The sequence below is a fragment of the Streptomyces sp. NPDC104096 genome (assembly GCF_055584385.1).
Genome location: NZ_JBVJMD010000102.1, coordinates 1 through 14745, shown reverse-complemented (window position 1 = coordinate 14745; position 14745 = coordinate 1). Strand labels below are relative to the sequence as shown.

At 70.5% G+C, this 14745-nt stretch carries 11 protein-coding genes and 4 pseudogenes; 10 read left to right on the top strand and 5 right to left on the bottom strand.

What is annotated here, in order from left to right:
- A pseudogene (locus ACZ60B_RS41375) lies at positions 1–1287 on the bottom strand (hypothetical protein); the annotation flags it as partial.
- A 496-nt stretch (positions 1288–1783) separates the two neighbouring features.
- Here ACZ60B_RS41375 and ACZ60B_RS41370 point away from each other — a divergent pair.
- Complete coding sequence (locus tag ACZ60B_RS41370; protein ID WP_469396862.1) at positions 1784–1921, top strand: hypothetical protein; 138 nt, start codon at positions 1784–1786, stop codon at positions 1919–1921.
- Positions 1922–1944: 23 nt separating this feature from the next.
- On the opposite strand, the pseudogene ACZ60B_RS41365 reads toward ACZ60B_RS41370, so the two are convergent.
- Together ACZ60B_RS41365 and ACZ60B_RS41360 are read right to left on the bottom strand one after the other, a co-directional pair.
- Positions 1945–2025: pseudogene (locus ACZ60B_RS41365) on the bottom strand (SCO5717 family growth-regulating ATPase); the annotation flags it as partial.
- 501 nt (positions 2026–2526) lie between these two features.
- Positions 2527–2859: a DUF397 domain-containing protein gene (locus tag ACZ60B_RS41360; RefSeq protein WP_469396860.1), complete on the bottom strand. Its 333-nt coding sequence runs from the start codon at positions 2857–2859 to the stop codon at positions 2527–2529.
- Positions 2860–3123: 264 nt separating this feature from the next.
- On the opposite strand from ACZ60B_RS41360, the gene rpsO reads away from it, so the two are divergent.
- From rpsO to ACZ60B_RS41335, 5 genes are all read left to right on the top strand, one after another.
- Entirely contained in the window at positions 3124–3411 is a 288-nt protein-coding gene (rpsO, locus tag ACZ60B_RS41355) for a 30S ribosomal protein S15 (RefSeq protein WP_143640166.1), read from the top strand.
- Between the two features lie 341 nt (positions 3412–3752).
- On the top strand, positions 3753–5975 hold the full coding sequence (locus ACZ60B_RS41350) for a polyribonucleotide nucleotidyltransferase (protein WP_469396856.1): 2223 nt from the start codon (positions 3753–3755) through the stop codon (positions 5973–5975).
- The gene (locus ACZ60B_RS41345; RefSeq protein WP_469396854.1) at positions 5972–7351 is read left to right on the top strand and encodes a M16 family metallopeptidase; all 1380 of its coding nucleotides are present in this window, start codon (positions 5972–5974) and stop codon (positions 7349–7351) included. Before ACZ60B_RS41350 ends, ACZ60B_RS41345 begins: the two co-directional genes overlap by 4 nt.
- 44 nt (positions 7352–7395) lie before the next feature.
- Positions 7396–8148, top strand: coding sequence for a 4-hydroxy-tetrahydrodipicolinate reductase (dapB, locus tag ACZ60B_RS41340; RefSeq protein WP_469396851.1), 753 nt, complete (start codon positions 7396–7398; stop codon positions 8146–8148).
- A 20-nt stretch (positions 8149–8168) separates the two neighbouring features.
- On the top strand, positions 8169–8603 hold the full coding sequence (locus ACZ60B_RS41335; protein WP_469396850.1) for a hypothetical protein: 435 nt from the start codon (positions 8169–8171) through the stop codon (positions 8601–8603).
- Between the two features lie 78 nt (positions 8604–8681).
- Here the strand turns inward: ACZ60B_RS41335 and ACZ60B_RS41330 are convergent, their stop codons facing one another.
- Positions 8682–9239, bottom strand: coding sequence for a hypothetical protein (locus ACZ60B_RS41330; protein WP_469396848.1), 558 nt, complete (start codon positions 9237–9239; stop codon positions 8682–8684).
- Between the two features lie 126 nt (positions 9240–9365).
- Positions 9366–9605 carry a hypothetical protein gene (locus tag ACZ60B_RS41325; RefSeq protein ID WP_469396846.1) on the bottom strand — a complete coding sequence of 80 codons (240 nt, stop codon included), beginning with the start codon at positions 9603–9605 and terminating at the stop codon, positions 9366–9368.
- A gap of 229 nt (positions 9606–9834) precedes the next feature.
- Here ACZ60B_RS41325 and ACZ60B_RS41320 point away from each other — a divergent pair.
- From ACZ60B_RS41320 to ACZ60B_RS41305, 4 genes and pseudogenes are all read left to right on the top strand, one after another.
- A pseudogene (locus ACZ60B_RS41320) lies at positions 9835–11031 on the top strand (FAD-dependent thymidylate synthase); the annotation flags it as partial.
- A gap of 3 nt (positions 11032–11034) precedes the next feature.
- Positions 11035–11484: pseudogene (gene thyX / locus ACZ60B_RS41315) on the top strand (FAD-dependent thymidylate synthase); the annotation flags it as partial.
- A gap of 211 nt (positions 11485–11695) precedes the next feature.
- Positions 11696–12595 carry a 4-hydroxy-tetrahydrodipicolinate synthase gene (gene dapA / locus ACZ60B_RS41310; protein WP_469396844.1) on the top strand — a complete coding sequence of 300 codons (900 nt, stop codon included), beginning with the start codon at positions 11696–11698 and terminating at the stop codon, positions 12593–12595.
- A 143-nt stretch (positions 12596–12738) separates the two neighbouring features.
- Entirely contained in the window at positions 12739–14424 is a 1686-nt protein-coding gene (locus ACZ60B_RS41305) for a ribonuclease J (RefSeq protein ID WP_469396842.1), read from the top strand.
- Positions 14425–14745: the final 321 nt, after the last annotated feature.

Below are 14745 nucleotides of genomic sequence, written 5' to 3'. Positions count from 1 at the left end.
GTGGGGGAAGCCGTAGCCGTCCTGGGGGTTGGACGCCACGGGTGCAGGCGCGGGGGCCCCTTGGTGGGGGAAGCCGTAGCCCGGGGCGGGGTGCGGCGTCGCGTCCACCGGTGCCTGTGGTGCGGGCTCGGGTCGGGGGCCCGGCACGGGCGGGAGGTGATGGCCGCCGGGGGAGTGGACCGGCCCAGGAGCCGGGGCCGGTGCGGGAGTCGGGGCGGCGGGGGCCTCGCCCTGCTGCGGGAAGCCGTAACCGCCCTGCGGGGCAGGCGCGCCCCAGGCGGCGGGCGCGGGCGCGGGCGCCTGCGGCTGGAACGGCGGCTGCACCGTCGGCGCGGTCGGCTGAGGCTCGGGCTGCGCCGGGGGCTGCGCGGGCCACTGGGCCGCGGCGGCCGGGGCCGCGGGCTGGTACGTCGGCGGCAGTGGGGGCAGCCCACCCTGCGGCGCAGGCGGGGGTGCCCAGGCGGGCGGAGCGTCCTGCGGCGCGGCGGCCGGTCCCGGAACGGCGTCCTGCGGCTCGTCGGCCACGGCGTCGGAGGGCACGGCGTCGGAGGGCACGGCGTCGGAGGGCTCGGCGTCCACGGGCTCGGCGTCGGTGTCCACGACGTCCGCGTCCACGGCATTCGCGTCCGTGGGTTCGGCGGTGTCGGCACGGCTTTCCCCAGCCACGGCACCGGCGTCCGGAGACACCGCGTCACCGTCCTCCTGGGTGACCTCTGCCGCCGCCTCCTCGGGTTCGGCGTCGTCCGAAGGCGTCAGGGACTCGCCCTCGCGGTCCTCCTCGACGGACACGTCCTGGTCGTCCGTCGGCTCTTGGTCGTCCGTCGGCTCTTGGTCGTCGGTCGGCTCTTGGTCGTCGGTCGGCTCCTGGGCCTCGGTCGGCTCCTGGTCGTCGGCCACCTCACCGGCCACCTCACCGGCCACCTCACCGGCCACCTCACCGGCCACCTCGTCGGCCACCTCACCGGCCACCTCGCCGGTCTCCGGCTCGGCCTCGGCCTCGGCCTCGGCTTCGGCCTGGACCTTGGCCTGAACCTCGGTCTCGGAGGCCGGCTCCGGGTCCGCGGACGGCAAGGACTCGTCGGCAGCGGGGCTCTCGACCTCCGCCTCCTGCGACTCCTGCTCCTGCTCCGGTCCCCGTTCCTGCTCCCTTTCCTCGGTCGCAGCCTCGGCGGCCCGCTCCGCGATCTCCCGCTTCAGAGCGACGGCGGAGAACCGCATGGTGGCGCCGCTCTCCAGGTCACCGTTGCCGGGGTCGCCGCCCTCGGCGACGGAGGCGGCAGGCGTCACAGGCGTGGCGGGTACGGCAGGCACCGCCGGAACCGCCGGAACCGCCGGAGGTTCAGGGGTGGGCGACGCCGCGGCAGCCGGTCCCGTACCCCACGGGCTGTTGAACCCGCCCACGGGAATGTTCGGCACGGCCGTCGGCGACGCGGCGACCGCCGGGGGAGTCACGGCCGGGGGAGCAGCGGGTGCCGGAGGCGAAGCGGGCCCCGGGGGCACCGGAGGAGCCGAGGGCTCGAACCCGCTGCCGACCGGAAGCCGGGGCACGGCGACCGGACCGCCGGTGGGCGGCACGGGCGGCCGGGGTCCGGTGAACGGCGCCCCGGGAGCGGGGACCGGCGGCGCGAAGGGAGCCCCGGGCGGCTGCGTGGCATGGGCGGGCGGCGTGAGCCCCGGAAGCGGCGCCCCCGAGGGCCCCGAAGGGAACGGCGTCCCCGCAACACCCGGTGCTCCTGGGGCCGTAGGCCCGGTCTGCGGGGCTGGGCCGCCCTGCGCCCCCGGCGTGCTCGCGCCGACGGCGGGCGCCGAACCGCCACCGCTGCCGCCACCGCTGCCGTCGGCGCCGCCACCCGGACCCGCGGCGGCCGCCGAACCCGAACTCCCCGCCGCGTTCTGCGTGTACCAGGCGGGCGGCGCGTAGTCGAGGGTGAACTCGCCCGTCATCTCGATGTCGGACTCGACGTCGGGCTGGTCATCGCCGGGTGTGGCCCAGCCCCCGCGGATCCCGTCCCGATCGCTGCTCACAGTTCCTCCTGATGTGGTCGAGCACCCTCATGCCGTGCCGGGGCGACCATTTCTCGTCGTCCGAAATCGTTCGAGGTCGTCCGATCAACCGATCAACCGGCTCTCCCCCTGGGACGTCGATGCCCGGTCCACGGGTTCTGGCATCGCGCCCTGTCCCAGCCTAATCACCGCAGGCCCCACCCCGGCAGGCCCGTCCGCCCCTGAGCGCCTGTCCACTGCGTCACAGCCTGCCCGGAAGTGCCGTACACAGCACGCATATTGGTGAACAAACCACATGACATTCATGAACAAGCGGGACGGAACATGGAGGGAGTTGACCGATTCGGGGCCCTCGATCGACCTACCCCGTAAGAGCGTTGACCAGCACGACCGAAGAGAGAGCGCGGACCGCCGAAGCCGAAGCCGAAGCCGACGACGGTACGAGGACGAGGGAGGGGCGGCACGCACGCGTGCCGCCCCTCCCTCGTCCTCGTACCGTCGGCCGTCGAGCCGACGCCCCGCTCACTCCCCGTCGGACCCACCGTCGGAACGGCTGTCGGGACCGCCGTCCGGACCGCCGTCGTGAGGCACCGGCTCCAGGTCGAACTCGCCGTCCCGCGCGCCGAGCACGAAGGCCCGCCACTCCGCCTCCGTGTACCGCAGCACCGTGCCGGGGTCGAGGGACGACCGCATGGCCACCGCGCCGGCCGGGAGGTAGGCGATCTCGACCCGCTCCTCGTGCTCCTCGGTGCCCGGTGCGCCGAGCCACTCGACGTCCGAGATGTCGAGCGCGTAGAGCTCGTCCCGCTCCCGTTCCTTGCGCGCCTTGACGTCCGCGCTCAGTTCCTCCGCCATGGTCAAGCGACCCCTTCCCGACGTGCGGATGATCCCGGCGTTCACCCTAGTGGCCGCCAGGTCGCCGACCCGGTGGTTCGGGGACCCGGGCCGAGTGGGCCCTGTGCTGCTGGTACTCTGGACGACGGCCGTTTGTGTACGCGCCCGCGGAGCATCGCTCTGAAGGCCGCGCCCAGCGGATCCCCGCCTCCCGAGTTACGGAAGCTCCCCTGAGAAGTGGACCAGGGGCACTCGGTGGCTACTCAGAGACTACGAGGAGTAAGCGTGTCGCTCGACGCCGCTACGAAGAAGCAGATCATCAGCGAGTTCGGTACCAAGGAGGGCGACACCGGCTCCCCCGAGGTCCAGGTCGCCATGCTGTCCCGCCGGATCTCGGACCTGACCGAGCACCTCAAGGCCCACAAGCACGACCACCACTCCCGTCGTGGTCTGCTGATCCTGGTCGGTCAGCGTCGCCGCCTGCTGCAGTACCTGGCCAAGAAGGACATCCAGCGCTTCCGTGCGCTGGTCGACCGCCTCGGCATCCGCCGTGGTGCTGCGGGCGCCAAGTAAGACGCCACGAGGGGAGCGGTTCCCGAAATGCTCGGGGCCGCTCCCCTTTGCCGTACGTGCGGAAACGTGCGGAGTGTCGCCGGCGCTTTGTAGTGTGGTAGCACAACGCAATACGTACGACACCGTGTGATAGGCCCTACCCGTACCGGGTATCGCGTGATCACACACACCGAACGAGGAGAAGCGCACCTCGCCGCCGCCGGTCCTCGGTAGTGGCGCCCGGGGGGAAGCGAGCCCCGGGTGCTTCGATCGAAGACCGGCCCGCACCGCACGGAGCGCTTCTCCGCCACCGTCCCCCCGCCACACGGGCGAGGAGGGACGAAGACGAGGAGAAAACGCTAGTGGAGAACGAGACCCACTACGCCGAGGCCGTCATCGACAATGGCGCCTTCGGCACCCGCACCATCCGCTTCGAGACGGGCCGCCTGGCCAAGCAGGCCGCCGGCTCCGCAGTGGCGTACCTGGACGACGACACCATGGTGCTGTCGGCCACCACCGCCTCCAAGAACCCCAAGGACCAGCTCGACTTCTTCCCCCTGACGGTGGACGTCGAGGAGCGGATGTACGCCGCCGGCAAGATCCCCGGCAGCTTCTTCCGCCGTGAGGGCCGCCCCTCCGAGGACGCCATCCTCACCTGCCGCCTCATCGACCGTCCGCTGCGCCCGTCCTTCAAGAAGGGCCTGCGCAACGAGATCCAGGTCGTCGCCACGATCATGGCCCTCAACCCCGACCACCTGTACGACGTCGTGGCGATCAACGCCGCGTCCGCGTCCACGCAGCTGGCCGGTCTGCCCTTCTCCGGCCCGATCGGCGGCGTCCGCGTCGCGCTGATCAACGGCCAGTGGGTCGCGTTCCCGACGCACACCGAGCTCGAGGACGCCGTCTTCGACATGGTCGTCGCCGGTCGCGTCCTGGAGGACGGCGACGTCGCGATCATGATGGTCGAGGCCGAGGCCACCGAGAAGACCATCCAGCTGGTCGCGGGCGGCGCCGAGGCGCCGACCGAGGAGGTCGTCGCCTCCGGTCTGGACGCCGCGAAGCCCTTCATCAAGGTCCTGTGCAAGGCTCAGGCCGACCTCGCCGCGAAGGCCGCCAAGCCGACCGGTGAGTTCCCGGTCTTCCTCGACTACCAGGACGACGTCCTGGAGGCGCTGTCCGCCGCCGTCCGCCCGGAGCTGGCCTCCGCGCTGACCATCGCGGGCAAGCAGGAGCGCGAGGCCGAGCTGGACCGCGTCAAGACGCTCGCCGCCGAGAAGCTCCTGCCGGAGTTCGAGGGCCGCGAGAAGGAGATCTCCGCCGCGTACCGCTCGCTGACCAAGTCCCTGGTCCGTGAGCGCGTCATCAAGGAGAAGAAGCGCATCGACGGCCGCGGCGTCACGGACATCCGTACGCTCGCCGCCGAGGTCGAGGCCATCCCGCGCGTGCACGGCTCGGCGCTGTTCGAGCGTGGCGAGACCCAGATCCTGGGCGTCACCACCCTCAACATGCTCCGCATGGAGCAGCAGCTGGACACCCTTTCCCCGGTGACCCGCAAGCGCTACATGCACAACTACAACTTCCCGCCGTACTCCGTCGGCGAGACCGGCCGCGTCGGCTCCCCGAAGCGCCGCGAGATCGGCCACGGCGCCCTCGCCGAGCGCGCCATCGTGCCCGTGCTGCCGACGCGCGAGGAGTTCCCGTACGCGATCCGTCAGGTGTCCGAGGCCCTCGGCTCCAACGGCTCGACGTCCATGGGCTCGGTCTGCGCCTCCACCATGTCGCTGCTGAACGCCGGTGTGCCCCTGAAGGCCCCGGTCGCCGGTATCGCCATGGGTCTGATCTCCCAGGAGATCAACGGCGAGACGCACTACGTCGCCCTCACCGACATCCTCGGTGCGGAGGACGCCTTCGGCGACATGGACTTCAAGGTCGCCGGCACCAAGGAGTTCGTGACCGCCCTCCAGCTCGACACCAAGCTGGACGGCATCCCGGCCTCCGTCCTGGCCGCGGCCCTCAAGCAGGCCCGCGACGCCCGCCTCCACATCCTCGACGTGATGATGGAAGCGATCGACACGCCGGACGAGATGTCCCCGAACGCCCCGCGGATCATCACCGTCAAGATCCCCGTGGACAAGATCGGCGAGGTCATCGGCCCCAAGGGCAAGATGATCAACCAGATCCAGGAGGACACCGGCGCCGAGATCACGATCGAGGACGACGGCACCATCTACATCGGTGCCGCCGACGGCCCGGCCGCCGAGGCCGCCCGCGCCACGATCAACGGCATCGCCAACCCGACCATGCCGGAGGTCGGCGAGCGCTACCTGGGTACGGTCGTCAAGACCACCACCTTCGGCGCGTTCGTCTCGCTGCTCCCGGGCAAGGACGGTCTGCTGCACATCTCGCAGATCCGCAAGCTCGCCGGCGGCAAGCGCGTGGAGAACGTCGAGGACGTCGTCGGCGTGGGCCAGAAGGTCCAGGTCGAGATCGCCGAGATCGACTCCCGCGGCAAGCTCTCCCTCATCCCCGTGATCGAGGGCGAAGGCGAAGGCGACGACGAGACGAAGGACGACACCGACAAGTGACGTCGAGCAGCTCCACGGCGACGGCCCGCACCTCTTCGGAGGCGCGGGCCGTTGCCCGTACCCAAACCCTCATCAAGGGCACCGGCGGCATCGGCACGGTCCGCAAGACCACCCTCCCGGGCGGTCTGCGCATCGTCACCGAGACCCTGCCCTCGGTCCGCTCGGCGACCTTCGGCATCTGGGCGCACGTCGGTTCCCGCGACGAGACCCCGACCCTGAACGGCGCCACGCACTACCTGGAGCACCTGCTCTTCAAGGGCACCTCGCGCCGCAGCGCGCTGGACATCTCCTCCGCGATCGACGCGGTCGGCGGCGAGATGAACGCGTTCACGGCCAAGGAGTACACGTGCTACTACGCGCGCGTGCTCGACACCGATCTGCCCCTGGCCATCGACGTCGTCTGCGACATGCTGACCGGCTCCCTCATCCTCGAGGACGACGTCAACGTCGAGCGCGGCGCGATCCTCGAAGAGATCGCGATGACCGAGGACGACCCCGGCGACTGCGTGCACGACCTGTTCGCGCACACGATGTTCGGCGACAACCCCCTCGGCCGCCCGGTCCTCGGCACGGTCGACACGGTCAACGCCCTGACCGCCGACCGCATCCGCCGCTTCTACAAGAAGCACTACGACCCGACCCACCTGGTGGTCGCGGCCGCGGGCAACATCGACCACAACAAGGTCGTACGACAGGTGCGTGCCGCGTTCGAGAAGGCGGGCGCCTTCCGCACCCAGGACGCCGCGCCCATCGCCCCCCGCGACGGCCGGCGCACCATCCGCACCGCGGGCCGCGTCGAACTGCTCGGCCGCAAGACGGAGCAGGCGCACGTCGTCCTCGGCATGCCGGGCCTGGCCCGCACCGACGACCGCCGCTGGGCCCTCGGCGTACTGAACACCGCCCTCGGCGGCGGCATGTCCTCCCGGCTCTTCCAGGAGGTCCGCGAGAAGCGCGGCCTGGCCTACAGCGTGTACTCGTACACCTCGGGCTTCGCCGACTGCGGCCTGTTCGGCGTGTACGCGGGCTGCCGCCCGAGCCAGGTGCACGACGTGCTGAAGATCTGCCGCGACGAACTCGACCACGTCGCCGAGCACGGCCTGTCCGACGACGAGATCGGCCGCGCGGTCGGCCAGCTCCAGGGCTCCACGGTCCTCGGCCTGGAGGACACCGGCGCGCTGATGAACCGTATCGGCAAGAGCGAACTGTGCTGGGGCGAGCAGATGTCGGTCGACGACATGCTGGCCCGGATAGCGGCCGTGACCCCGGACGACGTCCGCTCGGTCGCCCGCGAGATCCTGGGACGGCGCCCGTCGCTGTCGGTCATCGGCCCGCTCAAGGACAAGCAGGCCGCGCGGCTGAACGACGCCGTCGCCTGATCCCCCCGGCCCGCCCCATCCCCTTCGGTAAGGAAGCAAGACAGATGAGCAAGCTGCGCGTGGCGGTCCTCGGTGCCAAGGGCCGCATCGGCTCCGAGGCGGTACGGGCGATCGAGGCCGCCGAGGACCTGGAGCTGGTCGCCGCCCTCGGCCGGGGCGACCGGCTGGAGACGCTGACGGAGACCGGCGCCCAGGCCGTGGTCGAGCTGACCACCCCCGACTCGGTGATGGACAACCTCGACTTCTGCGTCCGCCACGGCATCCACGCGGTGGTCGGCACGACCGGCTGGAACGACGACCGCCTCGGCCGGCTCGACGGCTGGCTGGCGCAGTCCCCGGAGACCGGTGTGCTCATCGCGCCGAACTTCTCCATCGGCGCCGTCCTGACCATGAAGTTCGCGCAGATCGCCGCGCCGTACTTCGAGTCGGTCGAGGTGATCGAACTGCACCACCCGAACAAGGTGGACGCGCCGTCCGGCACCGCCGCCCGCACCGCGCAGCTCATCGCCGAGGCGCGGGCCAGGGCCGGCTCCGCCCCGGCCCCGGACGCCACCGCCACCGCGCTGGACGGCGCCCGCGGCGCGAAGGTCGACGGGGTGCCGGTGCACTCGATCCGGCTGCGCGGTCTGCTGGCCCACCAGGAGGTCCTGCTCGGCGGCGAGGGCGAGACCCTCACCGTCCGCCACGACTCCCTGCACCACAGCAGCTTCATGCCGGGGATCCTGCTGGGCGTGCGCCGCGTCGTGACCACTCCGGGCCTCACCTTCGGCCTGGAACACTTCCTGGACCTCGGCTGAGCACGGACGCCGACGACATCATGCGCGCGAAGCTCACCTACGCCGTCACGGCCGCCGTCCTGGTCTTCTACTTCGTCCTGGTCGGCAGCCGCGGCGTCATGCTCATCCAGACCGGCACGCTGCTGACCGTCACCTTCGGCGTGGCGGTCCTGATCCTGCCCGTCATCGGCCTGTGGTTCCTGTGGATGAACACCCGGTTCGTCCGCAGGGCCAACCGGCTCGCCGCCGAACTCGACGCCGAGGGCGGCCTGCCCGTCGACGAACTCAGGCGCACCCCGGACGGCCGGATCGACCGGGACTCGGCCGACGAGGTCTTCGCCCGGCGCAAGGCCGAGACGGAGGACGCCCCCGACGACTGGCGCAGCTGGTTCCGGCTCGCCGTCGCCTACCACGACGCCCGCGACACCCCACGGGCCCGCAAGGCGATGCAACGCGCGATCACACTGCACGGGTAGCCGAGCGCCGGCACAGAAATCGCGGTGGTCCGCACGGGACCACCGCGACGGGTCGCGACCACGGCCGCGACAGCGGGCTCAGCCGCGGCGGCCGTACTCGTCGGCCCACACCTCGACGGTGTCCGCGGCCCGGTCGAACGCCTCGGGACGCGCCAGGAAGTCCGCGCTGTGCGTGGTGAGCAGCGGCAGCACGTCCTGTGCCGCACGGTCCTTGCGGACGAGGACCAGGGCCTGTCCCTGCACGGTCCGGGGCAGCCCGAGCCAGCGCACCGGCTGCTGCACCGTGCGCACGGCGACGACCCGCTTCCAGGGCACCGTGCGCGTGACGAGGAAGCTCACGTGGCGCAGCCCGGCGGCGCTCACCCACACGCCGATGCGCAGCATCCGCAGCGACGAGGCGATGACGAGCAGCGCCAGGCCGAACACGGCAGCGGCGGCGGACGGCGAGTCGGTCAGGGCGATGATGACCGCCGCGAAGAGCACGTACGAGGCGAGCAGCAGGCACAGCGCAGCCGCCCCCACGCGCCACGGGCCGGGCCGGTAGGGCCGCCGCCAGCGGTCGCGGTCGTCGTACGGCAGCGTGCTGTCGTCGGTCGCCTCGAAGGTGCGGTCGGCCGTCAGGAAGGGCAGGGGCACGGCTGGTCCTCACTCATTCCATGCATGGGCTGTGCCCGGTGAGGCTATCCGCCTGCCTGTCCGCCCACCACCCTCGGGGGGCCAAGGGCGCGCCGTCACGCCCCCGTGCGGCGGGACGGGGGCGGGTCAGCGTCCCTCGGACGCCTGGGACCGCTGGGTGCCCGTCGTGGAATGGTCCAGCGTCAGCGCGGGCATGCCGATCAGCAGGGCGCCCACGAGCCCGGCGACGACCGTGAGGCCCAGCAGCCAGCGCCCGGCTATCTGGCCGGCGGACGCCCGCTCTCCGGGCGGGGGAGCGACATTGCTGCGGAACCCGTCGGCTTCGGCGAGGAAGTCGAACGGGACGGGTTCACGCCGACGGGACATAGCTGCTGCTTCTCCTCTGGGGAAGATCCGGGACGATCTGCGGACGATACGGATCGAACGCGCGACTGTTTTCCATACAGACGAGCGAGTGTCCCCCAAGGTGCCCGGTTTCACCGAATTGACAGAAGTTCATCGAAGATGTCGCGGCCCGGCACCGAACGCCCGGTGTCAGTGCCGGGCCGTAGAGTGGACGCCGCCCGAGTGACGTGATGGAAGGACCCGCCGAGCCGTGACCGACACCCCCGCCGACGACCTCAAGCCCAGCTTCCGCAGCGACGTCACCGTCGAGCTGGTCAAGCACAGCGCGGCCGACTCGGACGTCCTGTGGGCCGCCCGTGTCTCCACCGCCGGCGAGCAGTCCCTGGAAGAGCTCACCAAGGACCCGGAGCGCTCCAAGGGCCTGATCAACTACCTGATGCGGGACCGGCACGGCAGCCCCTTCGAGCACAACTCGATGACCTTCTTCATCAGTGCCCCGATCTTCGTCTTCCGCGAGTTCATGCGCCACCGGGTGGGTTGGTGCGTCTCCGGGGACACCGAGATCACCCTGGAGAGCGAGGCCGGGAACCTCCGTCGACGTTCCATCGCCGAGCTGTACAAGCTCTGGCATCTGGGGGTGGAGGACCGCCTCCCGCACTCGGCCGGCGGCGTCACCTGGCACAGCAGGGCCGGCAAGTGGATGGCCCAGGTGCGCCGTGGCGAGACCAACCACTATCTCGGCCTGTACGAGAACCGGGAGGCCGCGGAGTCCGCGGTGGCCGAGTTCCGCGAGCAGAATCCCAGCACTCGCCTGCGCAAGTCGGAGTCGGTCCGGCGCAACCACGTCCGATGCTTCGACGAGGAGACCCTGCTCGCCCAGCGCGCCAGGATCGTCGACGTGATCGAGTCGGGCGTCAAGCAGCTCATCAAGATCACCACCGAGTCGGGGAAGGCGCTGCGCTGCACGGTCGACCACGCCGTGTTCACCCCGGAGGGCTGGGTCAAGGCCGGTGAGCTCGTGGTGGGCGACTCCGTCATGGTCGGCGGAACGGCCCCCAGGCCTTCCGAGCGACTCGTTCCGCCGAGCCTGCGCCGCGGCATCGGGGTGTGGACCTCCATGCAGCGGGAGCGGCTGATCAAGGAGACCGACGCCTGTCACCTCTGCGGCCAGGAGTTCCCCCGCGCCGAACTCGCCCTCGATCATGTCGTCCCGGTCGCGGGCGACCTCACCAGGGCTCTGGACGAGACGAATCTCGCCCCGGCCTGCGAGCCCTGCCACACCGCCAAGAGCGGCGGCGAGCAGGCGCCGGCCCGACGTGGAGGCAAGGTCGCCAAGGCGATCCCGGACCCCGTCGTCGCCATCGAGCAGGACGGCGAGGAGATGACTTACGACCTTTCCGTCGAAGGCCCCTGGCACAACTTCCTCGCGAACGGCATCGTCGTCCACAACTCGTACAACGAGGAGTCCGGCCGCTACCGCGAGCTCCAGCCCGTCTTCTACGTCCCCGGCGAGGACCGCAAGCTCGTCCAGCAGGGCCGTCCGGGCAAGTACGAGTTCGTGGCGGGCACCGAGGCGCAGCAGGAGATCGTGGAGCGCTCGATGCAGGACTCCTACATCCAGGCGTACGAGCGCTATCAGGAGATGCTCGCCGCCGGTGTCGCCCGCGAGGTGGCCCGCGCCGTCCTTCCCGTCGGCCTGTTCTCCTCGATGTACGCCACCTGCAACGCCCGCTCGCTGATGCACTTCCTCGGCCTGCGCACCCAGCACGAGCTGGCCAAGGTGCCGTCCTTCCCGCAGCGGGAGATCGAGATGGTCGGCGAGAGGATGGAGGCGGCGTGGGCCGAGCTGATGCCGCTGACGTACGCGGCCTTCAACGCCAACGGCCGTGTCGCCCCGTAGCGGAGCCGCGTCTCGGTGCCGAGTACACATGTGCGGGTCAGCCGTGTGAAGTGTCCGTATTGCGGCATTTGGAGAAGTTCATCTAGCCTGATCAAACGGACCCGGCACTGCTTGAACCCCCGAGCAGGCAGTGCCGGGTTCCGCATTTGTCCTGACTTTCCCAGCACCCCGCGGGCAGACCACGCGGTGAGCAGCGAGTAGCGTGTTACCCATGGCTCCGACCTCCACTCCGCAGACCCCCTTCGGGCGGGTCCTCACCGCCATGGTCACGCCCTTCACGGCGGACGGCGCACTCGACCTCGACGGCGCACAGCGGCTCGCCACCCACCTGGTGGACGCAGGCAACGACGGCCTGATCGTCAACGGCACCACCGGCGAGTCGCCCACCACGAGCGACGCGGAGAAATCGGATCTCGTACGAGCCGTGCTCGAAGCGGTCGGCGACCGCGCCCACGTCGTGGCCGGCGTGGGCACCAACGACACGCACCACAGCATCGAACTCGCCCGGGCCGCCGAGCGGGCCGGCGCGCACGGCCTCCTGGTCGTCACGCCGTACTACAACAAGCCCCCGCAGGAAGGCCTGTACCGGCACTTCACGGCTGTCGCCGACGCCGCCGGGCTGCCGGTCATGCTCTACGACATCCCCGGCCGCAGCGGCGTCCCGATCAACACCGAGACGCTGGTCCGCCTCGCCGAGCACCCGCGGATCGTGGCCAACAAGGACGCCAAGGGCGACCTCGGCCGCGCCAGCTGGGCCATCGCCCAGTCGGGCCTGGCCTGGTACTCCGGCGACGACATGCTGAACCTGCCCCTGCTCTCCGTGGGCGCGGTCGGCTTCGTGTCGGTCGTCGGCCATGTGGTGACGCCGGAACTGCGCGCCCTGGTCGAGGCCTACGTCGCCGGCGACGTCCACAAGGCCACGGAGATCCACCAGCGGCTGCTCCCGGTCTTCACGGGCATGTTCCGCACCCAGGGCGTCATGACCACCAAGGCCGCGCTCGCCCTCCAGGGCCTGCCCGCCGGACCGCTGCGCCTGCCCATGGTGGAGCTCACGGCGGAGGAGATTGCCCAGCTCAAGATCGATCTTGCCGCGGGCGGGGTACAGCTCTGACAACAGACTTGGCACCACGAGACCTCACAACTGAATAAGCGGGCCACCGGCGCCTGCGCCCCACAATGACAACTGCTTCTGCACGAACGTCATGCGCGCCACGTGCCCTACCGGTACGTGGCGCGTGTGGTGAGGAGAGTCTTTTGAGTCATCCGCATCCTGAACTCGGTGCGCCCCCGCCGCTGCCCGAAGGCGGTCTGCGCGTCACCCCGCTCGGCGGTCTCGGTGAGATCGGCCGCAACATGACGGTCTTCGAGTACGGCGGCCGCCTGCTGATCGTCGACTGCGGAGTGCTCTTCCCCGAGGAGGAGCAGCCCGGAATCGACCTGATCCTGCCGGACTTCTCGTCGATCCGGGACCGCCTCGACGACATCGAGGGCATCGTCCTCACGCACGGCCACGAGGACCACATCGGCGGTGTCCCCTACCTCCTCAGGGAGAAGCCGGACATCCCGCTGATCGGCTCCAAGCTGACCCTCGCCCTCATCGAGGCGAAGCTCCAGGAGCACCGCATCCGTCCGTACACCCTGGAGGTGGCGGAGGGGAACCGCGAGCGCATCGGCCCCTTCGACTGCGAGTTCATCGCGGTCAACCACTCCATCCCGGACGCCCTCGCGGTCGCCATCCGGACCCCCGCCGGCATGGTGGTCCACACGGGCGACTTCAAGATGGACCAGCTCCCGCTGGACAACCGGCTGACGGACCTGCACGCGTTCGCCCGGCTGAGCGAGGAGGGCATCGACCTTCTGCTCGCCGACTCGACGAACGCCGAGGTACCGGGCTTCGTCCCGCCCGAGCGCGACATCTCCAACGTGCTGCGCCAGGTCTTCGCGAGCGCGCGCAAGCGGATCATCGTCGCGAGCTTCGCCAGCCATGTGCACCGCATCCAGCAGATCCTGGACGCGGCGCACGAGTACGGCCGCCGGGTGGCCTTCGTCGGCCGCTCCATGGTGCGCAACATGGGCATCGCCCGTGACCTGGGCTATCTGAAGGTCCCGCCGGGCCTGGTCGTGGACGTCAAGACGCTCGACGACCTCCCGGACCACGAGGTGGTCCTGGTCTGCACGGGCTCCCAGGGCGAGCCGATGGCGGCCCTGTCCCGTATGGCCAACCGCGACCACCAGATCCGGATCGTCGACGGCGACACGGTGATCCTGGCCTCGTCGCTGATCCCCGGCAACGAGAACGCGGTCTACCGCGTGATCAACGGCCTGACCCGCTGGGGCGCGAACGTCGTCCACAAGGGCAACGCCAAGGTGCACGTCTCGGGTCACGCGTCCGCGGGCGAGCTCCTGTACTTCTACAACATCTGCCGTCCCAAGAACCTGATGCCGGTGCACGGCGAGTGGCGCCACCTGCGGGCCAACGCCGAGCTGGGAGCCCTGACCGGGGTCCCGCACGACCGGATCGTGATCGCCGAGGACGGCGTCGCCGTCGACCTCGTCGAGGGCAAGGCGAGGATCTCCGGCAAGGTCCAGGCGGGCTATGTCTACGTGGACGGCCTCTCGGTCGGCGACGTGGGCGAGCCGGCCCTGAAGGACCGCAAGATCCTCGGGGACGAGGGCATCATCTCCGTCTTCGTGGTCGTCGACTCGTCGACGGGCAAGATCACCGGCGGTCCGCACATCCAGGCCCGCGGTTCGGGTATCGAGGACGCGGCGTTCGGCGCGGTGGTCCCGAAGATCACCGAGGTGCTGGAACGCTCGGCCCAGGACGGTGTGGTGGAGCCGCACCAGCTTCAGCAGCTCATCCGCAGGACCCTGGGCAAGTGGGTCTCGGACACCTATCGCCGCAGGCCGATGATCCTCCCGGTCGTGGTGGAGGTCTGACACCCGGACGACCCTCCGTCCGCGTGAACCTGGAGCGGGGTACCTCGATTTGCATCGGGGCACCCCGCTCCAGTACGTTTACGGCTCCGCCTGAACGGGAACCCGGCCGCCTTGTGCGCCGGAACCAGTCCCCGAGCGGGGCGGGAATTCCGACTCAGAATCTCTGATAAAGTCGGAGTCGCCGGAAAGGGAAACGCGAGAGCGGGAACCTGGAAAGCACCGAGGAAATCGGATCGCGAAACGGTCTGATAGAGTCGGAAACGCAAGACCGAAGGGAAAAAGCCCGGAGGAAAGCCCGAGAGGGTGAGTACGAAGGAAGCG